Raw genomic sequence first — 24,625 nt, forward strand, 5'->3', positions numbered from 1 at the left:
GTTTTGTTCGTCCAATCCTTCGTACTTGCAGTAATTGTTAATTCAGGAGAAAATTTATCTTGATAGTGATAGTGAGATACTTCCGAGATGTTACCTGCATTATCCACACTTGCTACATGGATATAGAAATCTTTGGTATTAGGAACAGTTAACTGATAAGAAGCAGTTATTGTTTCCGTTTTTTCATCAGGTATAGTATATGGGTTTTCATCAATAGCAATAGAATATCCTTTTAGACCTGTTTTTACTTCAGCTTTTGCAATGTTAGACTTTACAACACTTTGTGTGTCACTACCTTTTGATTCAACATAATACTCATAGGAAGTCCCTTTATCAACAGACTCATTATAAGAAACATCTACTGTACCATTTTCATTCAACAAAGCCTTATTAATATTAGGCTTTGTAGGTGCGTCTACATCTTGACCACTTCTATCAGCTAACTTTGTATCTGAAGTCAATTGAGCTAAGTAGAACAAGGTATTCGCTAATACCTTTTGTTCGTCTGGTGTTGCTTTTCCATTAGAATGACCAGTTTGAATCATCGCTGTATTACTCCATGTGGTCAGATAGAAATTATTTGTTCCTAATCCTGTTTCGGGGTCTGAAACCTCTGGTCCCACTCCAACGTCCTTGTCCACAAATGGCGATTTCCAATCTGAATAATTCATCCACACATCCCCTAAAGATACTTGTGAATTCGTATGCGAAATTGGAACAGATAACTTAGAGCCTATATCACCTATCGCCCAAGGGAAATTTGTTAACAACCCTTTTTTCTTAACCTCAATGTTCTGACTACCAATCCAAGGCATTTGAATCGCTGAAGCTCTCGCTTCATAGACATTTCCATTAAACGGATACGTTTTTATTCTAAGGAAATCACTCAATTTCACAAAGTTTTTTAAGTTGTGATATTGCGTAATTGTATCATGCCCTGCTAAGAACCCTCTTCCAGAATTAATAAAATCCTCTATGACTTGCTCTCCTTGAATGCTTAAATCTTGTTGCCTATTTGTATCCCAAGCCCCTGCATAAACTACATCATATCGCCAAGAACCATCTGGGCTTTTTAGGTATTCATTAGGGTTTTTATTAAACTGATTTAATTCTACTGCATCAACATCTATTAATCCCTTTCCATATCCTTTTGCATCCTCAATATTCGGTTCTTCCATCCATTTCTTAAGCAATGCTGATTGAGGAAGAGTGATATTCTCTCCTTTCCAGTTTTGAAAAGTAATGTCTTTCATAAGAGAAGCGGTATATGGATACAAGTTTAAAACTTTTACTTTTTTCTTATAATCCGTTGCTGACACACTTTGAAATTGTTTTTCTCCTTCTTTCTTTTTAAACACTTTATACGTATAAGGCTCAGTTTTACCACCACTCCACTTTAACTCAATTAAATTATCTTTATGATTTGCCTTTGCCTCTAATGTAGGAATCTCAATCGGAATATGTTTTGTATCACTTGCATTTCCTTGATTATCAACTGTCTTTATGTGTAAATAATACTGTCCACTCTCTCTTAATGAAGTTTTTAATGATTCTCCTGCTAAATTCACATTATTAGATGGTATAGTAGTTGGATTCTTATCAATCAAATAACTGTAACCTTTAATTCCCGCCGTAACCTCTACTTCCTTATTTTTTGATAATGGTGTTTCTCCATTTTTTGATAATCCTTTAATGTTGTACGTATATTTCGTGCCTACATCCTTTGGTTTATCAAAGGAAATAGATAAATCATCTTTATTTCCATTAAAAGTTATCTTCCTAACCATGTCTGGTTTTTCTTTATCAATTGCTTCTCTATCTGCAAAGTCAGACATTAAACCTTTGTATACCTTTTTACCATCACGATATAATTCTACTTCCGTTGCATATCCAAACTTTACATTATCTAAATACACAACCTTGTCAGTTAAGGAAGCCATGTAATAGGAACCTCCTCGTTTACTCACATCATAATCTTTATAATCAGTAACATAGGTGTTAACACTTACTTTTTTCCACCCTTCCTCGTTTGCTACATTACGAGCAGGGAACGACCAAGCTCCTCTCCATTGGCGAAAATGAAATGGCGTTCCTTCTTCTACATCTCTATCTACACCATCAGAATTACGAAATGTAACCGTCTTATTTTCTGTATCTACACTTTCCACTTGCATCACCGCACCAATTTTTAATTCATCTTGGTCAAGTGTATATCCATGCTTTCCTACTTTGAAAGCATCTGGATTGTCAATATGTGCAACTTTAGCTCCCCTTTTCATAGGTTTCGTTAACTTTACTGGTGGTAAATCGTGGTCATAAAAACTTTCTGCCCATCCACCATCTCCATTTGCCATAATTAACGACTTAGTTCCACCATTATTCTTTGCATAGTAAGTAACACTTAATGGTATTCCATTCTTAAATTTAAACCTCTCCCATACATTTATAGAACGCTCTCTATTTCTATTCGGCCATTGAATCCAGTTCCCATTTTTAAACGTATCTTCTGTTCTAATAGATTGCTTGCCAGAGAATTTATCCTCTGTTGTAATAGACTGACCTCCATCACCATAAAACTCATCATATCCCCATTTAAAATTCGGTATAAAATCATTCGTTTCAAAATCCGTTTGATACAGTAAGTCACTATCTAAAATATCAATTGCCCATTCTGATTTCGCATATAATTCATTTTGATACACATTTAATTCTGGAACTTTAGATAAAAGATATAAATCTTTCTCTTCTCCGTCTTGTATTGAATCTTTTAAAACATTAAATTCATCAAGTATGATACCCTCATCCATATCGTGATAGTTATCATATTTCCATCCACCTATTTGAAGCGAGTCATCAAATGTAGCTTTTTTATTATCAGGACTTCCTTCCAATTGTGAAAGTTCTTGTTTTTTTCCATTAATGAATAGCTTGTTTTTCATAACATCATTCTTGTGAAATTCAGCTAACACATGCGTCATTTGTCCTGCTTTCAAGCCTTTCTCCATACCATAAATATCATTTTTACCTGTATTGAAACCAAAGTTTCCATTGTGAAACCATAGTGTATATTCCCCAAAAGCAAATGGTATAAAATCATTATCATTTCCATCCCATTTCATCCAAAGAGATACTGTGATTGTTTCTTCTTTGTCTATTTTTAAATCCGAAGACGGAATTGTAACTTTTCCAGAATTCAATTGAATTCCTTTGTTTTTACTTCCAGGTACGTACACCTCATTTTGATTCGAAGAATCATATGTTTTTTTATTCATCTTATTTTCAATTCGTTCTTTATCAAAATCTATATCTACTACTTTTCTTTCGTTATAATAACTCTCTGTTTTGTTTACGTTCGCAATTGAAACATCACCTACCGCTCCTGTAGTAAGAGCAATGGCTGTGAACATAGGTATTAAGATTTTCATACCAACACCACCTTTTATTTATGTGTCTATACTATAATATTTTATTTAATATAGTAAATAAAAATAGCACCTTATTAGGTGCTTTTTTACATTTCAGGCTGATTCGCAAAAATTAAGTCAGGTACATATGGTTCTTTCTTTGTAGTAGTAAATATCGTATACGTATTGAATAGTTTAATTTCAAAAGTTTTATCAATTTCTTTTTCTACTAATGTATCTTGAACACCATTATTCATAATGTTTGCATCTACCTTTTTGATAACACGTTTTTTGATTTCTTTTCCGTTTTCATCTAATGCTTCAATCGTATAAGAATCATTCTTATCATCAAAAGAATAATTCGTTATATAATAGTTTCCTACCACTTTAAAATCTCTATAATAGGATTCACACGTAGACGTACCTATTACGATGGCACTTAAAGCACCAATCACTAAAAGAATGATACTAAACATACGACTCTTTTTACTTTTTGAGAAAACAAAAGGAAGAGAGCAGAAAAAACAAACACCTACCGCAATTATATATTGCATCTTAACACCCCCCGCATTTACTATATATGTAATATACTAATTATTTTATTTACTTTAGTCAATAAAAAACTCCCTTTCAAAGGGAGTCACTAACTTAAATTGTTAACCTTTCACCGAAATACTCTTCCGCTTTACTTACGACATTTGAAACATCCTCCATAATAGCTACCGTTTTTGTTTCATCTTCTGCAATATCAATAGGAATTGATAGGCATAAGTCAATGCAGTAGTTAGTTGTTTCTTCTTCACGATATACCAAGAAAGAATTAATTGCTTCATAGTTAAAGTATTCTGATTGAACTCCATCTATTTGGACAAAATCCTTTAAAATTTTTGGTAAACGTAATACTGCAAATTTCTCCACAAACCCTTTTGGTTTCATTGATTTTTCCAAATCTTTTTCCTCTATACCAAAATACTCTTGTGCAAATTCTGTATCAATCACAAACTTCTTGATAATAGAAATATTTTCTTTTTCAACAAAACTTTCCGTCTCTAATTCTTGTGACTGAATAAGTTCTTGAATGTGAGATTCTAATCTTTCTCTAATCACTTCATATTCTACTAATAATTCTTCATTTGATTTAATACATTTTATTTTTGTTAAAATAAAACTCTTAAATCTATCAGTATCCATCCCATCATCTTTTAATGAAAAATGAATATCTTCATCAATTGCATTATGTTCTAACAATTTATCAAATGTATCATGTAACGAACGTTTTACGATGTCAGGATAATCTTTTAAAATCTCTGTTTTATAGCTAATTAATTCCATTCCAAATACGTTATATTTATTCATGTAGGCATTCCCCCTTTTATTCTAATGACTTATCATATTCAAATAAAACGAGAAACATAATTTTATATTGTTTAGAACGATTTAATATCCCCAAAAGGTAACAGTCTAACAAATACCTTTCCAATTACATCTTCTTTAATAGAAACTGTTCCTACAAAAGGACTACGAGAATCCATACTATTATTTCGGTTATCCCCCATCACAAATACATTTTCTTTAGCTACTTTTATTTTTGCATCTGCATTATTTTTCATATCTTCTTTGATATATGATTCTTTTAACTCTTTTCCATTCCGATATACATGATTGTCTTTAATTTCAATTTCATCACCTGGCAAACCAATTACCCGTTTAATCAAAATGCGACCATTCAATTTTGGAGCTTTCAACACAACAATGTCATTGTAATGTGGCTCTCCTACTTTATATGCTGTTTTATTAACAAACAAATAATCTCCATCTGCTAATGTATTATCCATGGAATGACCTACAACTTTGGCAGGAGCAACAAAACAAGTAATAACAATAGCGATAATTACCGCAACCGCCATGTATTTGAAATACTCCCAAAAAATCAATCCATAATTTTGTTTTTCTTCACGATTCTCTTTTTCCAAATCAAACACCTCTTTTTATATTTACTATAGTCAATATATTAACACTTGTTTTAGAGACTTTCAACATACACAAAACCCCTCCGAAACATAAACCTATATACATGACTTTTTTATTCTAATAAATTTAATAAAAAAATAATCATTTACAAAAAAAACAGAAGATATACCTTCATCCCCTGTTTATTATTAACATTACAAGTTTTCTTCTTTTTCGACTTTGTAATTAAATTTGTTTTTAATCTTACGTACAATCCGTTCAAGAAAGTATCCATGTTCAATAAAATCATCTTGAATAGCTTGTAATTTGTTTTCTAATGTTTGTATTTGTTTTGTTATTTCAAAAGCTTCATTATCTATATTTAACAAATCTTTATCTAAATTCTTTATGTATTTCTTTTTTTGTAATGCTATTTTTGCTAATTTCAATGGATTTCCTCCACCAATTGCTAACGGATTCTGCTTGTATAGGTCTATTTCTTTTCTACTTTCCCTTAATTGCTCTAACTTTAAATACGCCTCATTAATTTGTATTTGAATAATGGTTTCTTGCTCATTTTCAATACAATGTATTTTTCGTTCTTGAATACTGATATAGCCCATTTCTATCCCATCTATTGAAACAATAATAGGTGAAGGATAAATGTTGGCATCATAACTTAATTCTACTTTTTCTAAAGCAATGAATTTTTCTAATTCAGGGATAAGATATTCATATAACATGTTTTGAAAAGACAATAACGCATCCTCACCATATGGTAATAATAAATACGGTAATAGACTTTCATCTCCATTAAATAATTCTGTCATAATGCAAAAAGGTGTTTCCTCTATTTTATTTAATATTTTTTTACACTCTTCTATTTGAATTACACTCCCATTTAATAATTCATTCAGTTCTTGTAACAAAGGTATCATCTCCTTATAGGTTTTCTTCCTATATATTAGAAGAAAATATCTTTATATATAATGTTTCTTAGGTTCGACACTTTTTCTTTTATTTTTTATTGACTATAGTAAATATAAATGTTATTATAAGTGTAAGGTAATTAATACCTTTTAAAAAAAACGATTTTCTATTATTAGTTGTATTTCTCTTGTTTATAAAGGAGGAAGTTCCTCCTTTATTCATATCACGGAGCCTTAGCTCAGTTGGTAGAGCATTCGGCTCATAACCGAACGGTCACAGGTTCGAAACCTGTAGGCTCCATTAAGTAACTTTTGTACAACTAATATTTATATTTTAGGTAAGTGCTATACATAGAGAGTCCTATTCTCTATGTAAGTGGGATTACTGTTGTGAGAATTCTTGATGCTTAGTCGTTGTGACAAGTATTGTAGTTGGGAGTAATGATAGGAATACCATTCCCCTGAACTTACAATAAGAATTTAATTGGAGGGGATTAAATTCAGCAGTGTGATGACTGTAACATAATTGTTTAACTCCTAATTGTTCTATAAGTTGTTTTGACTAATTCAGCTTATAGAACAAAAAAATCATAGGTTCGACAAGTTTTTTTAAAAAAGTTGTTATAAAAAAAATAAACTTATCTATTATATATATTAGTTTATAAATGTTATGGGGGTATCGTTTAATTAGGTAGGACACTGGTCTCCAAAACCAGGAATATAGGTTCGATTCCTATTGCCCTCGCCAATATTATGGAGGTGAACGGTTTTAATTTAAATGTGGTTCAATTCCACACACCTCCCCTGCTATTACTTTAGGCTTTACGCCTCCGCACGACAGAGTGCAGTAGTATGATTTCACACACATGAAAGAGCTGTGATTGGCTCAACCAAGCGATTAGGAAAGTCTGTATGGATATATATGACGAGGAGCAGACATAGTTCGGTGAGTGGGTTTATTCCGAACATAATATTATAACTATTATTCGCTCGTAGCTCAGTTGGTAGAGCAATCGACTTTTAATCGAGAGGTCATAGGTTCAAATCCTATCGGGCGAACCAAATTATCTTGTGGATATGATGGAATTGGCAGACATATCGGACTTAAAATCCGATGTCCTTGTGACGTGCAGGTTCAAGTCCTGCTATCCGCACTTCAATGTTTCTCAATGTACATATTAAACATTGATTTAGAGAATTGCGTTTCCGATATACGGCTAAAATATCGGGTTTAAACATGCGGGTATGGTGGAACTGGTAGACACGATTGCCTTAGGAGCAGTTGCCATGCGTGGCGTGTAGGTTCGACTCCTACTATCCGTATCATTAATTAAATTAGGTGTATTGACACAGGCTCTGCATAATGTTCGTTCGAGTCGAAAAGAATTCTGGCGAGAATTCTATAAATGGTTACCATTATCGCATCCCATAGACTACAGGTTCGATTCCTGGAAAGGTAATATACGCAATTACCTTTTACGCTTAAGGAGCAGTCTGTGTGAGTACATCTATTATGGGGCGTTAGGCAAGTGGTTTAAGCCAATTGACTTTCTATCAATTATTCGTGGGTTCGAATCCCATACGCCCTTCCAATATGCGATTATAGTGTTTAATGTAGCACGACAGGTTGCCAACTTGTTAGTACGGGTTCAACTCCCGTTAGTCGCTTTTCTTTCTATATATAATTTAAGGAGTTTAATATGAATTTTATTGAAGAATCTTTTAAAAAATATCCTATTGAAGAGCTCGAATTGCAAGCATGTACAAATCGCCTTCTCAAACAGAATAATATTCATAGTCTATATGATTTACTTCAAAAAACAGAGGACGACTTTATGAAGATGTCATATCTTTATAAAGGTAAAGAATACAATGGGCACAGAAGATTTTTTAGAAAAAAAGAGTTGCATTTACTCTTAACTAAAATTGAAGTATTTAAAAGAATCATGCAATCTTAAACAAATTTATTGAAAACTGGTAGAACAATCATTATTGAATATATTCCTATCAAAAAGAATATTATTTATTTACATTACGGGCTATTAGTGTAGCGGTTATCACCCCTGCCTTCCAAGCAGGAAACATCGGTTCGATTCCGATATAGCCCTTTTTATTAACAGGATATAGGGTAATTTGGTCACCCACCACATTTGGGATGTGGTTCATGTAGGTTCGAGTCCTGCTATCCTGATATTCATGACGCTTGTAACTTCAGTGGTAGAAGCTACACCCAATTGTGTAGATAAGTCGGTAGTTCGATTCCATCCAAGCGTCCTAAAAAAATTAAGTGTATTGACACAGGCTAATGCGTGAGTGCTCGTTCGATTCGAGAGAAAAGGTTTTACCTAAAAGAGTTGGTTCTACTTGCAATAATTTAGTCCATGGATGCGGGGTTCGAATCCTGAAATTAGAAGAATTATATTTTTCTATAGCGTGGGGCAGTCTGTGTGAGTACATTTAGTCTCAATTATTTATGGTGTTTGTGGTGGAATTGGTAGACACGCCTAACTGTGGATTAGGTGGGAGAAATCCCTTGCAGGTTCAAATCCTGTCATTCACCCTTTTATGCGGAAGTATCTCAATTGGTAGAGGAGCCAACCGTTTGGTGAAAGACCCATGAAGGAAACGAGGTAGGCAGGGTTGTAGGTTCGAGTCCTATCTTCCGAAAAGTATCATCCAATTATTGAGGGCGGGTTATCCCGATAACAAACTGCATTGTTAAGGACTTGTATCCTTATATTGATGACTGCCTCTAAATATGGTCGCTATCGCCATAAGTCGTGTCTCATGGTGTCACACGATGAACGAAGGTTAAGGGAAAACCTCAAAACCCGATAGCAAAAGACGTAAACTGTGACGAGTATATGTTTCTACATTATGGGTCTGTAGTTCAATTGGGAGAACACCATCCTTGCAAGATGACAGTCGTAGGTTCAAATCCTATCAGGTCCACTTTCTAACAATAAAGATTAGTAGAACAAACTTTTTAATGTTTTTTATTGACTATAGTTAATAAAAATGTTAATATAATAATATAAGTTGTTAAAGATTCAGAACGATATCTACATGCTATTTACCTGCGATTAGTAGTGTGTAAACTAAACTTGTTCTGTCTCTCCTTTTTAATAGAGAAACTTACACTTTCTCTATTGTGGTTCAGTATCTCAGTTGGTAGAGAGAGCGTTTCATAGGCGTTAGGTCGGTGGTTCGAGTCCACCCTGAACCATCTTATTATTCACCTGTAGCTCAGTTGGTTAGAGCAGTCGCCTGTTAAGCGAAAGGTCGTAGGTTCAAGTCCTACCTGGTGAGCCATATATGGTAATGATGGGTTCAAATCCCATCATTACCACCTTTGACAATTTGACCATTAACAAAGAACGGAGAGATACCTTTGTTAACAGAGTCAGAAAAAAACTTGGGGTGGAGTTGATAGCCCGGTATAAATCTCAACTCACTCTCCTTATTATTGAACTATAGCCAAGTTGGTAAGGCCCAGAGCTTTGGACTCTGCATCCCTGGTTCGAGACCAGGTAGTTCAACCAAATGGTGCATTGGAGCAGTTGGAGTGCTCGCTTGCCTGTCACGCAAGAGGTCACGGGTTCAAGTCCCGTATGCACCGCCATATTATTTCTGGATGGACAAATTGGTAAAGTCACCTGTCTTTGACACAGGCGTCAGTATTGACATTGGAGGTTCGAAGCCTTCTCCAGAAGCTATTATTTATCTGAGTAGACAAGAGCTTGATTCACCACTCTCTTAAGAAGTGAGCATTCGTAGATTCAAACTCTTCTGCTCGGAATATTATGGAAGGATACTCTAATTGGTAAGAGACCTGTCTTGAAAACAGGCGTGGACGTGAGGAGCGTTGTGGGGGTTCAAGTCCCTCTCCTTCCGCTTTATAACATGCGAGGATTGTTTTTTCGGTTCATGCAATCGAACTTGGGTTAGATTCCTAAGTCTCGCCACAATACGGCAAAGGACTCGCTATCTTTTGTGCGATATTAGGGTGTGAGGGTAGCTCCCTCACTGCTTATGGGGTATTGGTGAAGATGGTTAACACATCCGACTTTCTATCGGAGATTCAGGGGTTCAAGTCCCCTATACCCTACCATTCATGGGGATATAGTGTAGCGGTTTAACACGCTTGGCTGTCTACCAAGTAGCACGGGTTCAAATCCCGTTATCCTCGTTTAGGACTTAATACGTTTCTTTCTAATTAAGCACATATGAAGTGTAATAACTTGTAAGTGTCACTAATTATAGAAAGTTTTATGTTGCTTGGGTGTCCGACCTAAAAAAACGAAAAAAAACCTTGTAACCATGTCGCATTGGTGAAATTGGCTAACACACTCGGCTTTCTACCGAGCATTCGCAGGTTCGAATCCTGTATGCGATGTTCCACTTGGACGTGTTTCCTTTTTAGGATAAAGTCTACGCTGAGTAATCAGGCGGTCTAAGGTGAAACATCTTAGAAAAAATGAACTGGTATGTACCCGTGAACCCTAACACGTCAAATAGGGAGCTTATATGGGAATATAGTGTAGCGGTAAACACGCCTGGCTGTCTACCAGGTAGCACGGGTTCAAATCCCGTTATTCTCGCTTAGTTTTAGAGCCATAACAAATGGCATCAGATGACTCTCAATTATTTTCATGATTTAGTAGGTTATCTATTTAGTCAAGCAGACGGTCTAAGGTGAAAACATCTTAGCGAAATGCGGTGAATCCTAACACGTTAAATAAATGGAAGCTTATAAGGTGAACTGGAAATTGGAGACTGCGTGTAAAGCAGATACCGTAGGGTCAATTCCCTACCACCTTCTTATCATGCCGATTTAGCTTAGTGGTAAAGCGATTAGGAGTACTCATTAACATGACTATTGGACGTAGGTTCGATTCCTACATTCGGCTTTTTAAACTTAATATTACTGAGCATATGGGACCTTAAAAGTTATTAACTTTGACGGGAGTGAGTTCGATACTCACCTCAGTAACCACATGCGGTCATAGTGTAGTGGTAACATAACAGACTTCCAATCTGTTGTCACGGGTTCGAATCCCGTTGGTCGCTTTATAAGAAGTATCCAAATCAGCAAATATTGCAGACCAGTTAGCAAAGGGTTACGTATTAATATATGGGCGCCTTTTGTTCGAAAGGATATGTTCTTACAAAATTAAACACCACTCCCTGCCTCTTAAATTGATTAATGTGCCTATCTTGGGGTGCAAAGAAGGGGAGCAACTGAGGATAGGTTAGACGAAAATGACTTGTTTATGGCACTTGGCAAGTCTACCACGGAGTCCTCCAGAGCTGAAGTTAGAGACCAAGTAGTCCGAGTGGTTTGTAAGCTCTAAAAAGTGGTGTTTCACTACCGTAAATGTGACCTATAGAAATTCCTTTTAAGGACAATTTTAATGTGAGTGAGTCCTTACCGTTTTTAAAAACTTGAATTGTTCTCACAAGCAATTCTACACAACCAGGTCAAGTTTAGAGGTTTAGAGACCAGGCATTTTTTCTTAGGCCTTTTGAGCCAGTGCGAATTGCACATTTTCGGAGTTTTGAATGATAAAATCATTCTTTCTCCCTATCATGGACGGTAATCTTGATGGTACGGGAGTGCGGTCTGCAAAACCGTAATGGACGGTTCGAATCCGTCACCGTTCTTTAGCGTTAACTTATAAATTTCATAGAGGTAGACAAGGTTCTCTACACGCTTAGTAATAACTAAGTCACCAGAGATGAGGGATATGCCGACCCTCCTATGATATTTATTACACCGATTTAGCTCAGTGGTAGAGCACCGTCTTGATAAGGCGTAGGTCAATGGTTCGAATCCATTAGTCGGTATTCATTAAGAAGAGGTAAAGAATAGTAGCACTTTAGGTTACAACCATACTATTCGTGGATTATGTCCCTAACCTCTTCTTAATATTAATAAAACATTATAAATTGATGTTTAATTTATGGCAGGATAGCAAAGTGGTTAAACGCAACGGACTGTAAATCCGTTCTCTTCGGAGTTCGGGGGTTCAAATCCCTCTCCTGCCCCCATATGTGCCATTAGCTTAATTGGTAGAGCCACGTAATTCTGTATATGACTCTTTGAGCATAAAACAGTCGTGAGGTCGGAGTTCGAATCTTCGATGGCACTTTATTCGCCAACTTAGCTCAACAGGTAGAGCGATTGACTTGTAATCAATAGGTCGTGGGTTCGATTCCTACAGTTGGCATTAGAACTTAAAGAGTTTCTTTCTATCGGAAGGCACGGATAATGCCCTAATCCAAATATTCCAGTGAGAGTTTTATCTTCAAAAGGTGTTCGATTAAAAAACCAAATGAACCTTTTAGCCATATGACGCATTGGTGAAACTGGCTAACACACTCGACTTTCTATCGTGCATTCAGGGGTTCGAATCCCCTATGCGTCACCAATTTTATTATCGGTTTGTGTACGTATGGAGTGCAAGAAGGAATTATAAATAAGACCAACGCTTGCGTGTCTATTTATCCTTTTGGAGAAGTTCAAGACTTCTACTTACCGTTTTTAATAAGTGAATTTTACTTTTGTAATTAATAATGATGAAGGAGTTGTTTTTATGACACCTCATGTTGTTGCAAGTAACACGTTTGGATTTAAAGAAGATGAATCAGTTTTCATTGTTCCTGTAAAAGAACTGAATAAAGAATTGGTTTTGTCGGTTACCAAGAACTTTTTAGCTTTTGGTCGTTCATCAAACGTGAAAGTTGTAATATTAGCAAATTCTATTGAAGAATTAAAAAATATTTTAACTGAAGAAGATTTTGATTTTGTTGTGGAAAATACACGTTCATTATTAACGTCTTTCGAGTCATGGCAAGAACCTGAAAAATCATCTATTTAATTAGTTTCAAAGCTTGAACTTTCTTCAATACTACTGATACCACGTTGCTAACCTACCGCTATCAGTAGGAAAAACTTGTAGTTATAATAGCATACTGAAGAAGCTCTCTTGAGTAGGTAGAACTTCTTCTTATAACGAAAGATTTCTAAGTTGGGAGTTTTATAAGAAATCTAAGACTGTTGAGGTAGAACAGGTAGCTACACGCTTGAATATGTTTTGAACAGTTCGAGTCTTAAAAAAAGCTTAATTGCTAAGAGATGTGGGATTACCACCCCACCAACAGTCACAACAATTGCTGTTGATTGGATTACATCTTTGCCATTGTTATAAAAAACATGCAAATTTGTAGGAGGCTCGATTCCTCCCTTCAGCATTTTATATGGTTTGATAGCTGAGATGGATTAGCATCAGTTTGAAGCACTGAGGAGGTTGGCTCGATTCCAACTCAAACCACTTTGAGGTTTTGGGCGATTCCCACTATTTTTTGTAGAAATAATCGCTTTTGTTTATTCATGGGAAATTACTTTTGGATTCAGTTATTGATTGGGTTCATGACTTCAACAGTTTGGGGCTGTTGATTTACAGATTTAGAAAAATTCGCATTTTAGATTTTATTTAACTATAAGGTGGTGTTTACCATGGAAGCAACGTATCCAACTACAAAGGGTCAATGCATTAAAGCCTTAAAAGAAAAAGGCATTAATCGACATCCACAAGACCTTCGTAAATTAGAGTTACACAAGCATTCCGAAGTATTAAATGTATACTTCAAATATGCTCACGCTAAATAATTCGCTTTATCTATATAGATAAAGCTTTCCTATGCGGAATAGTATAAGGCAGAACAGCTATTGGACGAGTGTACATATATGCCGATAGAAGGAACGGTTCGATTCCGTTAATCCGCTCCAATTCATTTTTATAAAGTCGGTGATTACTTATGGATTTAAAGAAAAACAATAATGGTCGTTATTGGGCAAAGGCTTTAATTGGCTCAGTAGGATGTATCGCTGTTGCTACAACTGCATATTTACTACAAACAGCACATGCATTATGGGCTTTAGCATTAGTAGGTTGGATTGTCGAGAAAATTGATTAATACATTTATACCTTTTAGCATTATTCTCTCGTAGCTCAACGGTAGAGCGGTTGGCTGTTAACCAATAGGTTGCAGGTTCGAATCCTGTCGAGGGAGTTTCTATTATGGAGCGGTACTCAAACTGGTAAAGAGGTCTGATTGCTAATCAGATAGGTGATGTTTACATCATACGAGGGTTCGAATCCCTTCTGCTCCTTATTTTACATTTTGCCCCGTTAGCTCAATAGGATAGAGCAACGCACTTCTAATGCGTAGGCTACAGGTTCGAGTCCTGTACGGGGCGTATTCCCTTTTTACAGTAGTCATGTGAATTGATTGGACTTACCCAATCACATGATAAAAGCAAATGAAAAACTTCAGAAGGAAAGTATAAGAGAAGCAATGTTTGGTAAGTACAACTTCCTCCTTTTGTGATATTTAAGTTTCTTTCAGCCCTGTTACAGGGACCCTAATAGATTCCGATTTGGAATAAGGGACTGTGTAAAACACAGACTGAATTATAGGTTTATAAAATATCAATCTTATATACGCTCCATTAACTCAGAGGATAGAGTATCCGTTTCCTAAACGGATGGTCGAAGGTTCGAATCCTTCATGGAGCATTTTTAAACAGGTAAATGCCTGTTTTTTATTTTGAAGTAAAAAGGTGGTGATTTATATGCAATACTCGTTACGATTTTCTTTACTTTCTTCACAAATGATAATTTGCTCATCTATTTTGTCATTCATAGTTAGTTCTATTCTGTTTTTCGTTTGGGATAATAGTTTGTTAATCACATCAATTGCATTATTTTCTATTATTATCTCTTCACTAACTTTTGGATATTTTTTAAAAGTCGCAGGAACATCTGATGGATTGAATGCACCTTGTTCAATATCATTACGTACAAGAAAATATTTCATACTCAGTATCGCAAATATACTATGCTTAACCTTATTACTACTTACTTTTTAAAATCAAGGAGGTGATGATATGCACCCTACAAAGGATATGAGAAAGAAATCTAAAAATGTAATTCTTAAAAAATATCAAAAACAAATCACAGCAGATTTTTTGAAATCTTTCAAGAAAAATATAGACACTACTTTTGAAATAAATAGCACTGATTCTCTACTTACCTATGAGAACACATATATTCATCTTGAATGCACGATTGGTTGGTGGGAAGCTGTAAAAACAACTTGTGAAAAATATGAGTTACACGATTTATTAAGTTATTACAACAACTTAAATTGGATGAAAAGCGATGCCTTTGATTTGGAATTGTCTCATCTATTGATAACAAATGCTATTATAAAACAAAAATAAATATTAACTTACAGAAGGAGACTTTTTATGAAAAGCAGATATAAAAAACACCTAAAAAGAATGAGTAAAAGAAGTCCTATCATTTCATTTTCTCAAGCAGATATTCATCATAAAGGTAGTGTTTTAATAGAAGATGAATTATCAACCTTTTCACAACATATGAAGTTGAATCATGAAGAAACTTACTCAGATACATACACATCTAAAAAAGAAGAAATGATTTCAAACCTATACTTCTTTGTTGATAATTATTTGATGTGTGGAGGTCATAACTATGTCTTTTTACTTGTTCCATTATCCAATGGCTTTTATCAAGTTTTTGAGAAGGAGAATATATCAGAATGGGTTAATGCCTACTGGCAAAAAGAAGACCCTAAGAATCAACGAGATTGGAGTTATATGGACGAAGATATAAATGATTTGTTCGACTATATGATAAATCAATTCAATAAGCACGTTAAGAAGAAAAAGAAGCGTGTATTTACAATGAAGGTTTCCATTAAAGAGATGCAACAAATGATTAAAGATTCTATTGCTAACAATCCCCCAAAACCTATAGTCGTAGGAGAAGTTCGAGAAGGTGCTTACGATTACCTATGTGATGCAATTAAGAATTCATAGTTCAACAAAACACTTCTTTTCAGCTCTAAATCATGACAAAAACGCAGAGACTTATCTCCCTGCGTTTTTATTTATTATTTGTCTATTCCTTCAGTAAAGCCAAGTCATAATCTGATTGGATAAACTTTATAGATAATTCTCTATTTGTATCGTTTCCTAAAACAGTGTATACCTTTCTCATTTCATCCTTCGAAAAATGAGTTCCTAACAATCCATTTACACCACTCAGGATTTTCCTTTGCCAGTATGTCGTTGTCCCTTTACAACTTGGTCTTGATAACCAAGCTAATACTTTACATTTGAAATCCAGTTCATCCTGGATATTTTCCAATCTAAAATAGATATTGTTTGTAGGCTCAAAAATCAATTCACTTTTATCGTTAATAAATGATTTTGGAAACCAAACTTTTGTATTTTTAAGTAAATCCTTCATTCCAGATACACCACTTTCATTGGACAACTCGTTATCCTCTTTCTGAAATAATTCAATTTGAGTCATATTATAAAACATTCTAAATCTCCCCTTTTTATTCTTCTTTGTATAAGAACCTGTCTTTTTAACGTCATAGTATAATACAGAACTTGTAGCATTCGTATTCCGTATATCAAAAGGAAAGAATTTGCATAACCTTCTATCCCCTGCCGTTTAGTCTTATTCTATCTGCAATCAGTAACTTCTTTACATATAAAAAGGGCAAATAATACTTATTGATTACTTTCGGATTTCTTATCTTAATCCTTACTTTTCTCTCATTCGCTCTCAAATTGATATATCTTATTTGATTCAACCATGTGCTGATAAGCTACATTCAATCCATCTAATTTCGCTTGCAGTCTCTTTTCTCTTTACCATTTGTGTTTGCTATCCTTTCCTTTAAATAATTCATGCTATTTATAAGCCATTCCTTTTGCTCGTTCCAAGCTTCTTTATATGTCATTGAGATTCACCCTTTCACAACATTTTATTTGAATTATAATATATTTTATTGACTATAGTAAATAAAATGTTATGATTTATTTATAAAACAAATAATTGAGGACGTGGAAAAATGACTGAGCAAGAGTTTCGTGAATTTAGGCTGTGGGAAACAAAATTAAAGGTAAGCGAACAGGTGAAAAAAGAGTTAGAAGTCGCAGAGGGATTAAGTTTTTCAGAGAATAAATTATTCTTAAGTTCTAACCGCAATTGGGTTGCTACTTCCATGCCTCTTCTGTATTCCAATGATGAAATTCATTTTTTAGTATCACCATTAATTTCTAATGGTACAGATGAAGGTGTGAGTGGTTTAGAATCTATTATTTTCACTAAAGAACAATTAATGAAGACATTCGATGTTTTAACTACAAGCTAAAAATATATTAAATGTTTTTAATTTAACGAAACGGAGATGAAAAAATGAATAATTATTTAGTTGCATTACGTACAGGTGGAGAGATGGGAGACCCCGATATCTCATATAGTGATTTTCAAATTATTAAAGCAGATGATAAATTAGATGCTTGTAAAAGATATAACCAAATTAATAATTGCTCCTATTTTTATGGAGAAGCTTTAGCTTTAGTTAGAGATAAAGTATCTGTAGAAAAAGCATTAACAAGAAGAATGAATATTAAAATGTGGTTCAACCTATTTTCTACAGGTGCTTTAGAAGGCGTTGATAAAAAGGAGTCTCAAAAATGACAGAATTAGAATTTGATAGAGTGCAAGCTCTCCATACACCATTGTATTTAGCTAAAACATTTGTAGATACTTTAGAGGAAAAAGAGCTATTAGAATTAGCAGAGTCATTTATGTTAAATAGAAAACAAAACACTTGGTATCTTACAGCAATGCCTATTCCCTATCCTAACGACACGACTACTTATTTAGTACAAGCAGTCGATAAGGATAATCGAATCATCCCTGTTTCAGCTATGGTTCTATCTAAAGAATATTTCATGAAGTTATTTTCGTTAAAAAAGGAGTTTTAATGCATGAAAAACAGATTTCAAGTGCAAATCTCAGCAATATATCATTTCTTTAAAAGTACAAAAGCAACAAACAAAAAGGCGATAGAAACATTTATGTATCATGATTGGATGAAGTGTGACGATTTAGAAAAACGAGACAATACGGGTGTATATTTTACAATGGGTGCAATTGAACCAAATACAAAAAAATCTATTATTCTTGATTCCATTATTGTTGTATCTGAATCCGAATTTGAAAGTTTATTTTACGGTGCAGAAAAACTTACTATCTCTCCTTCTGCCTATATTGAATCGTTGGAGAATTGGTTAATATTTGTAAGTGATTGTTATCAACATAACTTTGATAGATTCTTAGAGTTACAGAAAACTGAACACTATGGAGCATTCGCAGAATATGAACAAATCGGATTTTTATCCCTTGCTTCTCTTGTTAAATCTATATCTAAATTGAAATACACTTCTTTTTATATAAAAGACTCTATGCCATTTGAGATTATGGCGAGAAGAACAAAATATGATTTTTACGAATTCGAGAATACAGAAGAAGAAAAATACATCTCTCATTTAGAAGAACTACTCATTTATGTTTGTCACTTCTATCAGAAAAATCATGACCACTTCTTCCAGATGTATATAGACCAGAAAAACAAATACTACTACCGATTAGCTACCGTTCAAGGCACTCGTTATCGTTCTGAAGTTAAAAATATTAGCGAGTTGTTTGATGAATGTTTTATCGTTACTTTTATTGAAGAAAAAGAACATGAAATTCTATTGAAAAAACTCACAGAGAATCAGACAAAAAGAAATAAGAAAGAAAATGCATAGAGGGAAAACTCCCTCTATTTTTTATGAGTTCATTTTATTTTATTGACTATAGTTAATAAAATAAGTTAAAATGTATGTATACAAATATAAAGAAATATGTACGAATTAGTTAGAAAAGGAGAGGTGAAACACTTGTCTGTATTTAATTTAGAAAATTATCTTAGTGAACCAAAGTCAGCTTTAGATGATTTCGAAGTCGATGATGAAATTACCATTGTCACCCTTCCACTTGATACAATTTACGAAAATTCAGAATCGGGTTATCGTGTTTATGCTTGTCAAAGTGAAGAAGGTCAGTCATTTAAAATGAACGGAAAATTCATCATGCCACTTAATCCGAATATTCACTATCAGGTAAATGGAGTTATTGTATTTTATAAAGGTGAAAAACAAGTAAAAATGAATCGGGTTTCACCTATAAAGCCAATTGGGAAAAGAGGCATCGTTCGTTACTTACGAACTTTAAAAGGTCTGAAAAATAGAGCAGAGGATATTTATAGCGTTTTCGGTGATAAATCTATTGATATGTTGATAGAAAACCCTGAAGAAGTTGTTAGTCGAATTAAAGGGATTGGTAAAAAAAGTGTGGAAGCTTGGAAAAAACAACTTGAAAGTCTAACAAATTCACAGTATACATTGTCTTATTTATTAGATATTGGTTTGTCGTTTGAGCAATCAAAAAGCTTATACAGCGAATATAAAGATGATATCATTCGTTTAATTTCAGAAAATCCTTATCTTTTAGCAAGAAAAATTCCAGGATACGGATTTAAAAAATGTGACAAAATCGCTAAAGATATTCACTTTGACATGCTAAGTGATGAACGTATTCAAGAAGGGATTATTCATGGACTTGATGCGGCAACAAAAGAAGGTCACTGCTTCTTACATAAAGATGATTTAATTGAAAAAACAAGAGAGATATTGAGAGTTACACTTCCTTCTAAAGAAAGCGAACGTTTATTAAAAGAAACAATAGATGAAAAAATCTCTTATTACTTTGGTACAATCCAAGTTATGATTCCAAGGGATGAACTAAACGCTTATTATGAACGTTGGAAATCAGCTCGTTATAAAAATGAAAAAGAAAAGTGTTTATATCCTTTATTTGATATTCCATATGAACTGATTGAGGAAGAAATTGAGAATTTGCTTACTTTTGAGAGAATTGTCATAGAACAAGACCGTGTGTATTTAGAATACATCCATAGTGCTGAAGTCCGTGTGGCAGAAGAGCTTTATCGTCTTTCAGATACGCAAGAATGGAAGAATCAAATAGATATTAAGGCTGAATTAGACAAGTATCTATCTGCTGAAGGTATTGAATTAGAAGAAAAACAAGAAGAAGCCATTTTAACATTCACGAAAAGACGTGGTGGTTTTTATGTACTAAATGGTTCCGCAGGTTGTGGGAAAACATTCGTTTTAAAAATCATATTAAAAATCTTCAATATTGTATGTAAATCAAATGGCATTACTCCCTACCTTCAATTATTGGCTCCAACTGGAAAGGCCGCTAAAGTTGCTAAGAAATCAACAAATGAAATATGTCTTACTGTACATAGAGGATTAGAATTCCGTGGAGGAGAAGGTTTTACCTTCAATGCATCCAATCCTTTACCAGGGAACATTATCGTTTTAGATGAAAGCTCGTTTTTAGATGTGGAATTATCTAAGGATTTACTACAAGCAATTAAACGTGGTGCTACAGTTATCTGGATGGGCGATATTAAACAGTTGCCGAGTATTGGTCCAGGTAGTGTTCTAAAAGATATCATTGAAAGTGGAGTTCTTCCAGTTGTTACATTAGATGTAGTAAAGCGTCAAGGAAAGCAATCAGGTATTGCAAAAAACGCAAAAAAAATCATTGATGGTGAAATGATTGAAACTTGTGAGGATACAAAGGATTCCTATGCTGTATTTCGTGATTCACCTAAGGTTATTTTGAAGAACATTCTCGAATCTGTTAAACGTGTCCTTACGTTCCCTGATTATACACTGGATGATATCCAAGTTCTATCACCTCAAAAAACAGGTATTTTAGGAACATATATGATTAACTTGTTAATGCAAGAAGCTTTTAACGAAACTGAATCTACTGTTACTTCTTTAAATAAAGAATTCACTGTAGATAATGAACGTTTTTCTCTGTACTTTAAAGAAGGCGATAAAGTCATTAACATGCGTAATAACGACTTAAAAGTTTGGTACAAAAAAAGTTACGTTTCAACTGAGGATAGTAACGTTCTTCTTACCCAATATACACCGAATAAAGATGCTAAAGGTGGCATTGCAAACGGTGAAACTGGTGTAATTGAAGCAATCCGAAAAATCAAAGAACCAGTTGATAATAAGGAGACTATAAAGGGTGCTGTTCCTGCAAAAACGAAGGAAATCATTCGTATAATTGTAAAATACGATGATGGTTATATCTTCTATGATAACAAGGAAAAAGAAGATTTAGACCATGCATACGCATTCTCTATTCACAAGTCTCAGGGTTCACAATGGAGAGCTTGTATCATGCCAATTTCTATGCTTCACTACAGAATGCTTGATAATAGCTTGTTCTATACTGGATTTACACGAGCTCAAGAATTTAATGTGGTAATTGGTGAAGAAAGAGCGATTAAACACGCAATTAAAACGTACAAGTCAAGAGAGCGTAACACCACTCTAAAAGAGCGTTTAGAAAGTTTATATCTCATTTAATAAAAAAGTCGCAAAGAAAATCAATTTCTCTGCGACTTTTTCTATGTTGTGTTCATAACTTTATATGCGAGATAACTGCTCCCAATTTATTTCGGCAACCTCTACTCCCCACTGCTTTGCTAATTGTTTTTCATGTTCAACAGCTTCTAATGGAAAAATCGTTTTGTTATTTTTTATATGAAATAAACAAAATTCATCTTTATCTTGGACAATGACTTCTTTCATTTTTTGTCTATTTCGATAGCAAAAACGAATAATTTCCTCATCATTTCTCAAAATAACAGGAGGTAATTGTACATCCTCCCCTTCTATTTCAGTTGTTAAGAAACCTTTATATGTATCTGTCGTCATCTATTACATCCCCAATCCATACCATTCAATATTTACCTCAAGTTTATCATAAAACTAACTGTGTAGTTATCATTCTTTTTATTAATGTTTTAAGAAATCGAAGAAATATATTACTTTATTTATACATAAAAATAAACCATATATTTTAGCCCCTTCCCACTTCGTTGATAAGTAAAATATTTTTTATTTACTTTGCTATTTATATAGACTATAGTTAATATTATAGTAAGTTATTGATAAGAAAAGATGGTGACAGCATGAATCAAGAATTACATATCATATTAAAGGACGGAAAACCATGGTCTGGTGCTTCTCAAGAAACATTTGCTAAGGTATATTATGATGAGGGAAAAGCTATTCAAATTGCAAAAAGTGCTTGTACCGCTGAAGCAAATCGTTTTTATGAATATGGAGAAGGTTATTATCAAAATGAAGATTTATCTTTAACTGAACGCAAAAAATTAGCTAAAGATTTAGCAGATAAAGAATGGATTAAACGATGGAAAGTAAAACCAATGATATTAAAAGAGGAGCAAAACTAATGATTGAACAACAAATTAAACAATTACGTGAAGAAGTTATGAAACATGATTTGCTATATGATGAAGGTACTCCTATTATTACTGATAGCGAATATGACCAAATGTATTATGAATTGGTTTCATTGGAAGAAAGACACCCTGAATTTGCTGATGAAAATTCTCCTACCAAACGGATTTATTCAGTTGTAGTAGATAGTTTAAAAAAAGTAAAACACTCTACACCCATGTTGTCACAAGATAAAGGCCATACAGAAGAAGATATTGTGAAATTCGCAAACAAATCTGATGATGAAATTATTGCGGGAGATAAAGAAGACGGATTAACGATTGTATTAAAGTACAATAACGGTATCTACTATGAGGCTTCAACAAGAGGCGATGGTTATATTGGTGAAGATGTAACACACACTGTAAGAACTATTACTAACCTTCCTAAGAAAATCTCATTTAAAGGGTATCTTGAGGTTCGTGCTGAATCCGTTATTCCTTTCTCTGAGTTTGAACGAATTAATATAGATGGTAAATTTAAATCCCCTCGCAACTTAGTTTCTGGTTCTGTACGTACATTAAATGCGAATATTGCTAAAGAACGCGGTTTAAGTATTATTGCTTTTGATTTAGTTAAAGCAGAGGGAATTACCTTTGAAAAGGATACTGAGCAATTGGAATTTTTAAAAGAACAAGGGTTTAACGTGGTTCCATACAAAGTGTTTAAAAACACACCTGAAGGAATAAAAGAATTGATTCAATATTGCTTAACATACAACAAAGAAGTTCGACCAACAATTCCTCATATGATTGATGGACTTGTGCTTAAATTTAATAATTTAGCTGTTCGAGAATCTTTAGGTTATACATCTAAGTTCCCTCGTTGGGGCTTTGCTTTTAAATTTGATAGTCTTGATGCCACAACCAAACTACTTAATATCGTAGAGACCGTTGGTAAATCTGGACAAATTACACCTAATGGTATTTTTGAACCTGTTGAGATTGATGGTGTTACTATTCAAAAAGCTTCTCTTGCAAATTACGACAACATAAAAGAACGTGATATCCGTATTGGAGATACAATTGTCGTCGCTCGTGCAAATGATGTCATTCCACAAATTGTATCGGCTGTTACTGAGCTACGTGATGGAACAGAAAAAGAAATCTTACCGCCTACTTGCTGTCCTGTATGTAATGGAGAAGTAGTAAAAGAAGAAGATAACGTTCATTACTTCTGTATTAACAGTACATGTAGTGCTCAACAAGAACGTATTTTAAAACATTTTGTATCTCGAAATGCAATGAATATTGATGGATTAGGGGCAAAAACAGTTGAAACATTTTACGAAAAAGGTATCCTTTCTTCTATTTCTGATATTTATACGTTAAAAGATAACTTAGATAAACTATCTGTATTACGTGGATTCGGGGAAAAGAAGATTCAAAAAATGTTATCAGGGATTGAGGAAAGCAAACATGTTCCCCTATCTAAATTCTTATACGCTTTAGCTATTCCTAACGTTGGCTCCAGTACAGGAAAAGACATTGCAAAGAAATTTAAAACAATGAGACATCTAATCGAACTTTCAAAAGACCCTGTTGTGCTAAAAACAGAATTAATGAAAATTGATGGCATCGGTGAGACAGTAGCAAGTAGTATGGTAAGTTACTTTGAAGAATCTCACAACATTGAGCTTATTGAATTCTTGTATTCAATTGGATTTCCAATGATGGAAGAAGTAGAAGAAATTATCGCCTCTGAAGAAATTGAGGGTAAAATATTCGTCATTACAGGCTCATTATCTAAACCTCGTAATGATATCAAAAAAGAAATTGAAGCTCGTGGTGGAAAAGTATCAGGTTCAGTATCTGCAAAGACAAACTTCTTAGTTCTTGGTGGATATAATCATGTAACAGGAGAATTGCCTGAAAAAGAAACTAACAGCTCTAAGTATAAAAATGCTGTTAAGTTTGAGTGTCCTATTATTTCTGAAGAAGAGCTATTTGAAAAGATGAAATAGTTGCGATTACAAATATTTT

Annotated in this window: 21 protein-coding genes and 34 tRNA genes; 47 read left to right on the forward strand and 8 right to left on the reverse strand. The window is 33.9% G+C overall.

The window, feature by feature from the left end:
• The 5 genes from MR160_RS21425 to MR160_RS21445 form a co-directional block, all read right to left on the reverse strand.
• Window positions 1-3,425 (reverse strand): LamG domain-containing protein (locus MR160_RS21425; RefSeq protein WP_242298005.1); only part of this gene is annotated, 3,425 nt, incomplete at its 3' end.
• An 86-nt stretch (window positions 3,426-3,511) separates the two neighbouring features.
• Window positions 3,512-3,958 (reverse strand): hypothetical protein, encoded by a 447-nt coding sequence (locus tag MR160_RS21430; protein ID WP_242298007.1) that lies wholly within the window; start codon window positions 3,956-3,958, stop codon window positions 3,512-3,514.
• Window positions 3,959-4,052: 94 nt separating this feature from the next.
• Window positions 4,053-4,760, reverse strand: coding sequence for a hypothetical protein (locus MR160_RS21435; RefSeq protein ID WP_061662364.1), 708 nt, complete (start codon window positions 4,758-4,760; stop codon window positions 4,053-4,055).
• A 71-nt stretch (window positions 4,761-4,831) separates the two neighbouring features.
• Window positions 4,832-5,386 (reverse strand): signal peptidase I, encoded by a 555-nt coding sequence (gene lepB / locus MR160_RS21440; RefSeq protein ID WP_086877935.1) that lies wholly within the window; start codon window positions 5,384-5,386, stop codon window positions 4,832-4,834.
• Between the two features lie 183 nt (window positions 5,387-5,569).
• The gene (locus MR160_RS21445) at window positions 5,570-6,292 is read right to left on the reverse strand and encodes a hypothetical protein (protein WP_242298009.1); all 723 of its coding nucleotides are present in this window, start codon (window positions 6,290-6,292) and stop codon (window positions 5,570-5,572) included.
• Between the two features lie 219 nt (window positions 6,293-6,511).
• Here MR160_RS21445 and MR160_RS21450 point away from each other — a divergent pair.
• The 38 genes from MR160_RS21450 (at window position 6,512) to MR160_RS21635 (ending at window position 14,865) form a co-directional block, all read left to right on the forward strand.
• Window positions 6,512-6,584, forward strand: a tRNA-Ile gene (locus tag MR160_RS21450).
• Window positions 6,585-6,955: 371 nt separating this feature from the next.
• A tRNA-Trp gene (locus MR160_RS21455) sits at window positions 6,956-7,031 on the forward strand.
• 238 nt (window positions 7,032-7,269) lie between these two features.
• Window positions 7,270-7,345 (forward strand) — tRNA-Lys (locus tag MR160_RS21460).
• 9 nt (window positions 7,346-7,354) lie between these two features.
• A tRNA-Leu gene (locus MR160_RS21465) sits at window positions 7,355-7,437 on the forward strand.
• Window positions 7,438-7,522: 85 nt separating this feature from the next.
• Window positions 7,523-7,606 (forward strand) — tRNA-Leu (locus tag MR160_RS21470).
• A 192-nt stretch (window positions 7,607-7,798) separates the two neighbouring features.
• Window positions 7,799-7,875: transfer RNA gene (locus MR160_RS21475), tRNA-Glu, on the forward strand.
• 4 nt (window positions 7,876-7,879) lie between these two features.
• Window positions 7,880-7,951, forward strand: a tRNA-Gly gene (locus tag MR160_RS21480).
• A gap of 32 nt (window positions 7,952-7,983) precedes the next feature.
• A complete protein-coding gene (locus MR160_RS21485) occupies window positions 7,984-8,241 on the forward strand; it encodes a DNA-directed RNA polymerase subunit alpha C-terminal domain-containing protein (protein ID WP_242298012.1) in 258 nt (85 codons plus the stop codon).
• Between the two features lie 78 nt (window positions 8,242-8,319).
• Window positions 8,320-8,391, forward strand: a tRNA-Gly gene (locus tag MR160_RS21490).
• A gap of 9 nt (window positions 8,392-8,400) precedes the next feature.
• A tRNA-Pro gene (locus MR160_RS21495) sits at window positions 8,401-8,474 on the forward strand.
• 284 nt (window positions 8,475-8,758) lie between these two features.
• Window positions 8,759-8,844, forward strand: a tRNA-His gene (locus MR160_RS21500).
• Window positions 8,845-8,851: 7 nt separating this feature from the next.
• Window positions 8,852-8,950: transfer RNA gene (locus MR160_RS21505), tRNA-OTHER, on the forward strand.
• Window positions 8,951-9,162: 212 nt separating this feature from the next.
• Window positions 9,163-9,235 (forward strand) — tRNA-Ala (locus tag MR160_RS21510).
• A 201-nt stretch (window positions 9,236-9,436) separates the two neighbouring features.
• Window positions 9,437-9,509: transfer RNA gene (locus MR160_RS21515), tRNA-Met, on the forward strand.
• A gap of 9 nt (window positions 9,510-9,518) precedes the next feature.
• A tRNA-Asn gene (locus tag MR160_RS21520) sits at window positions 9,519-9,595 on the forward strand.
• A gap of 155 nt (window positions 9,596-9,750) precedes the next feature.
• Window positions 9,751-9,825 (forward strand) — tRNA-Gln (locus MR160_RS21525).
• Between the two features lie 3 nt (window positions 9,826-9,828).
• Window positions 9,829-9,905: transfer RNA gene (locus MR160_RS21530), tRNA-Asp, on the forward strand.
• Window positions 9,906-9,911: 6 nt separating this feature from the next.
• Window positions 9,912-9,996: transfer RNA gene (locus MR160_RS21535), tRNA-Gln, on the forward strand.
• Window positions 9,997-10,088: 92 nt separating this feature from the next.
• A tRNA-Ser gene (locus tag MR160_RS21540) sits at window positions 10,089-10,177 on the forward strand.
• A 140-nt stretch (window positions 10,178-10,317) separates the two neighbouring features.
• A tRNA-Glu gene (locus tag MR160_RS21545) sits at window positions 10,318-10,394 on the forward strand.
• Between the two features lie 5 nt (window positions 10,395-10,399).
• Window positions 10,400-10,472: transfer RNA gene (locus MR160_RS21550), tRNA-Asp, on the forward strand.
• A 133-nt stretch (window positions 10,473-10,605) separates the two neighbouring features.
• A tRNA-Glu gene (locus MR160_RS21555) sits at window positions 10,606-10,679 on the forward strand.
• Between the two features lie 133 nt (window positions 10,680-10,812).
• Window positions 10,813-10,884: transfer RNA gene (locus tag MR160_RS21560), tRNA-Asp, on the forward strand.
• Window positions 10,885-11,111: 227 nt separating this feature from the next.
• A tRNA-OTHER gene (locus MR160_RS21565) sits at window positions 11,112-11,193 on the forward strand.
• Window positions 11,194-11,282: 89 nt separating this feature from the next.
• Window positions 11,283-11,353, forward strand: a tRNA-Gly gene (locus MR160_RS21570).
• A 521-nt stretch (window positions 11,354-11,874) separates the two neighbouring features.
• A tRNA-Cys gene (locus MR160_RS21575) sits at window positions 11,875-11,947 on the forward strand.
• 111 nt (window positions 11,948-12,058) lie between these two features.
• Window positions 12,059-12,130, forward strand: a tRNA-Ile gene (locus MR160_RS21580).
• A 118-nt stretch (window positions 12,131-12,248) separates the two neighbouring features.
• Window positions 12,249-12,334: transfer RNA gene (locus MR160_RS21585), tRNA-Tyr, on the forward strand.
• Between the two features lie 3 nt (window positions 12,335-12,337).
• A tRNA-OTHER gene (locus MR160_RS21590) sits at window positions 12,338-12,434 on the forward strand.
• A gap of 6 nt (window positions 12,435-12,440) precedes the next feature.
• A tRNA-Thr gene (locus MR160_RS21595) sits at window positions 12,441-12,513 on the forward strand.
• 124 nt (window positions 12,514-12,637) lie between these two features.
• Window positions 12,638-12,714 (forward strand) — tRNA-Glu (locus MR160_RS21600).
• A 165-nt stretch (window positions 12,715-12,879) separates the two neighbouring features.
• Window positions 12,880-13,164, forward strand: coding sequence for a hypothetical protein (locus tag MR160_RS21605; protein WP_242298014.1), 285 nt, complete (start codon window positions 12,880-12,882; stop codon window positions 13,162-13,164).
• Between the two features lie 638 nt (window positions 13,165-13,802).
• Window positions 13,803-13,955 (forward strand): DUF2639 domain-containing protein, encoded by a 153-nt coding sequence (locus MR160_RS21610; protein ID WP_086877929.1) that lies wholly within the window; start codon window positions 13,803-13,805, stop codon window positions 13,953-13,955.
• Between the two features lie 149 nt (window positions 13,956-14,104).
• Entirely contained in the window at window positions 14,105-14,263 is a 159-nt protein-coding gene (locus MR160_RS21615) for a hypothetical protein (protein WP_176523849.1), read from the forward strand.
• Between the two features lie 24 nt (window positions 14,264-14,287).
• Window positions 14,288-14,359 (forward strand) — tRNA-Asn (locus MR160_RS21620).
• 10 nt (window positions 14,360-14,369) lie between these two features.
• Window positions 14,370-14,459 (forward strand) — tRNA-Ser (locus tag MR160_RS21625).
• A 13-nt stretch (window positions 14,460-14,472) separates the two neighbouring features.
• Window positions 14,473-14,546 (forward strand) — tRNA-Arg (locus MR160_RS21630).
• A 246-nt stretch (window positions 14,547-14,792) separates the two neighbouring features.
• Window positions 14,793-14,865: transfer RNA gene (locus tag MR160_RS21635), tRNA-Arg, on the forward strand.
• A 52-nt stretch (window positions 14,866-14,917) separates the two neighbouring features.
• On the opposite strand, the gene MR160_RS21640 is transcribed toward MR160_RS21635, so the two are convergent.
• Complete coding sequence (locus MR160_RS21640) at window positions 14,918-15,166, reverse strand: hypothetical protein (RefSeq protein ID WP_242298025.1); 249 nt, start codon at window positions 15,164-15,166, stop codon at window positions 14,918-14,920.
• Window positions 15,167-15,236: 70 nt separating this feature from the next.
• On the opposite strand from MR160_RS21640, the gene MR160_RS21645 reads away from it, so the two are divergent.
• Window positions 15,237-15,572, forward strand: coding sequence for a hypothetical protein (locus tag MR160_RS21645; protein WP_086877925.1), 336 nt, complete (start codon window positions 15,237-15,239; stop codon window positions 15,570-15,572).
• 27 nt (window positions 15,573-15,599) lie between these two features.
• Complete coding sequence (locus MR160_RS21650; protein WP_242298027.1) at window positions 15,600-16,193, forward strand: hypothetical protein; 594 nt, start codon at window positions 15,600-15,602, stop codon at window positions 16,191-16,193.
• An 82-nt stretch (window positions 16,194-16,275) separates the two neighbouring features.
• Here MR160_RS21650 and MR160_RS21655 read toward each other — a convergent pair whose 3' ends face one another.
• A complete protein-coding gene (locus MR160_RS21655; RefSeq protein ID WP_319790902.1) occupies window positions 16,276-16,704 on the reverse strand; it encodes a hypothetical protein in 429 nt (142 codons plus the stop codon).
• Between the two features lie 538 nt (window positions 16,705-17,242).
• On the opposite strand from MR160_RS21655, the gene MR160_RS21660 reads away from it, so the two are divergent.
• The 5 genes from MR160_RS21660 (at window position 17,243) to recD2 (ending at window position 21,704) form a co-directional block, all read left to right on the forward strand.
• On the forward strand, window positions 17,243-17,545 hold the full coding sequence (locus tag MR160_RS21660; RefSeq protein WP_061662358.1) for a hypothetical protein: 303 nt from the start codon (window positions 17,243-17,245) through the stop codon (window positions 17,543-17,545).
• Window positions 17,546-17,589: 44 nt separating this feature from the next.
• A complete protein-coding gene (locus tag MR160_RS21665; protein ID WP_242298029.1) occupies window positions 17,590-17,874 on the forward strand; it encodes a hypothetical protein in 285 nt (94 codons plus the stop codon).
• Window positions 17,871-18,164: a hypothetical protein gene (locus tag MR160_RS21670; RefSeq protein WP_000137387.1), complete on the forward strand. Its 294-nt coding sequence runs from the start codon at window positions 17,871-17,873 to the stop codon at window positions 18,162-18,164. Before MR160_RS21665 ends, MR160_RS21670 begins: the two co-directional genes overlap by 4 nt.
• Before the next feature lie 3 nt (window positions 18,165-18,167).
• Window positions 18,168-18,992: a hypothetical protein gene (locus MR160_RS21675; protein WP_098349708.1), complete on the forward strand. Its 825-nt coding sequence runs from the start codon at window positions 18,168-18,170 to the stop codon at window positions 18,990-18,992.
• Window positions 18,993-19,115: 123 nt separating this feature from the next.
• Window positions 19,116-21,704 carry an SF1B family DNA helicase RecD2 gene (gene recD2, locus MR160_RS21680; RefSeq protein ID WP_242298031.1) on the forward strand — a complete coding sequence of 863 codons (2,589 nt, stop codon included), beginning with the start codon at window positions 19,116-19,118 and terminating at the stop codon, window positions 21,702-21,704.
• A 60-nt stretch (window positions 21,705-21,764) separates the two neighbouring features.
• Here the strand turns inward: recD2 and MR160_RS21685 are convergent, their stop codons facing one another.
• Window positions 21,765-22,055 (reverse strand): hypothetical protein, encoded by a 291-nt coding sequence (locus MR160_RS21685; protein ID WP_242298033.1) that lies wholly within the window; start codon window positions 22,053-22,055, stop codon window positions 21,765-21,767.
• Window positions 22,056-22,312: 257 nt separating this feature from the next.
• On the opposite strand from MR160_RS21685, the gene MR160_RS21690 reads away from it, so the two are divergent.
• Together MR160_RS21690 and ligA are read left to right on the forward strand one after the other, a co-directional pair.
• Window positions 22,313-22,597, forward strand: a complete 285-nt coding sequence (locus MR160_RS21690; protein ID WP_098349705.1) for a hypothetical protein — start codon at window positions 22,313-22,315, stop codon at window positions 22,595-22,597.
• Window positions 22,597-24,606: an NAD-dependent DNA ligase LigA gene (gene ligA, locus MR160_RS21695; protein ID WP_242298035.1), complete on the forward strand. Its 2,010-nt coding sequence runs from the start codon at window positions 22,597-22,599 to the stop codon at window positions 24,604-24,606. The genes MR160_RS21690 and ligA overlap by 1 nt, the downstream gene beginning before the upstream one ends.
• Window positions 24,607-24,625 lie beyond the last annotated feature (19 nt).

This window comes from Bacillus cereus group sp. BfR-BA-01382 (assembly GCF_022663475.1).
In the GTDB taxonomy this organism is placed as follows: domain Bacteria; phylum Bacillota; class Bacilli; order Bacillales; family Bacillaceae_G; genus Bacillus_A; species Bacillus_A thuringiensis_S.

Coding starts and splice junctions, on each gene's coding strand:
- MR160_RS21430 (WP_242298007.1), bottom strand. CDS start 3,958: ATGCAATATATAATTGCGGTAGGTGTTTGTTTTTTCTGCTCTCTTCCT.
- MR160_RS21435 (WP_061662364.1), bottom strand. CDS start 4,760: ATGAATAAATATAACGTATTTGGAATGGAATTAATTAGCTATAAAACA.
- MR160_RS21445 (WP_242298009.1), bottom strand. CDS start 6,292: ATGATACCTTTGTTACAAGAACTGAATGAATTATTAAATGGGAGTGTA.
- MR160_RS21485 (WP_242298012.1), top strand. CDS start 7,984: ATGAATTTTATTGAAGAATCTTTTAAAAAATATCCTATTGAAGAGCTC.
- MR160_RS21605 (WP_242298014.1), top strand. CDS start 12,880: ATGACACCTCATGTTGTTGCAAGTAACACGTTTGGATTTAAAGAAGAT.
- MR160_RS21610 (WP_086877929.1), top strand. CDS start 13,803: ATGGAAGCAACGTATCCAACTACAAAGGGTCAATGCATTAAAGCCTTA.
- MR160_RS21615 (WP_176523849.1), top strand. CDS start 14,105: ATGGATTTAAAGAAAAACAATAATGGTCGTTATTGGGCAAAGGCTTTA.
- MR160_RS21640 (WP_242298025.1), bottom strand. CDS start 15,166: ATGAAATATTTTCTTGTACGTAATGATATTGAACAAGGTGCATTCAAT.
- MR160_RS21645 (WP_086877925.1), top strand. CDS start 15,237: ATGCACCCTACAAAGGATATGAGAAAGAAATCTAAAAATGTAATTCTT.
- MR160_RS21650 (WP_242298027.1), top strand. CDS start 15,600: ATGAAAAGCAGATATAAAAAACACCTAAAAAGAATGAGTAAAAGAAGT.
- MR160_RS21655 (WP_319790902.1), bottom strand. CDS start 16,704: ATGTTTTATAATATGACTCAAATTGAATTATTTCAGAAAGAGGATAAC.
- MR160_RS21660 (WP_061662358.1), top strand. CDS start 17,243: ATGACTGAGCAAGAGTTTCGTGAATTTAGGCTGTGGGAAACAAAATTA.
- MR160_RS21665 (WP_242298029.1), top strand. CDS start 17,590: ATGAATAATTATTTAGTTGCATTACGTACAGGTGGAGAGATGGGAGAC.
- MR160_RS21670 (WP_000137387.1), top strand. CDS start 17,871: ATGACAGAATTAGAATTTGATAGAGTGCAAGCTCTCCATACACCATTG.
- MR160_RS21675 (WP_098349708.1), top strand. CDS start 18,168: ATGAAAAACAGATTTCAAGTGCAAATCTCAGCAATATATCATTTCTTT.
- MR160_RS21685 (WP_242298033.1), bottom strand. CDS start 22,055: ATGACGACAGATACATATAAAGGTTTCTTAACAACTGAAATAGAAGGG.
- MR160_RS21690 (WP_098349705.1), top strand. CDS start 22,313: ATGAATCAAGAATTACATATCATATTAAAGGACGGAAAACCATGGTCT.
- ligA (WP_242298035.1), top strand. CDS start 22,597: ATGATTGAACAACAAATTAAACAATTACGTGAAGAAGTTATGAAACAT.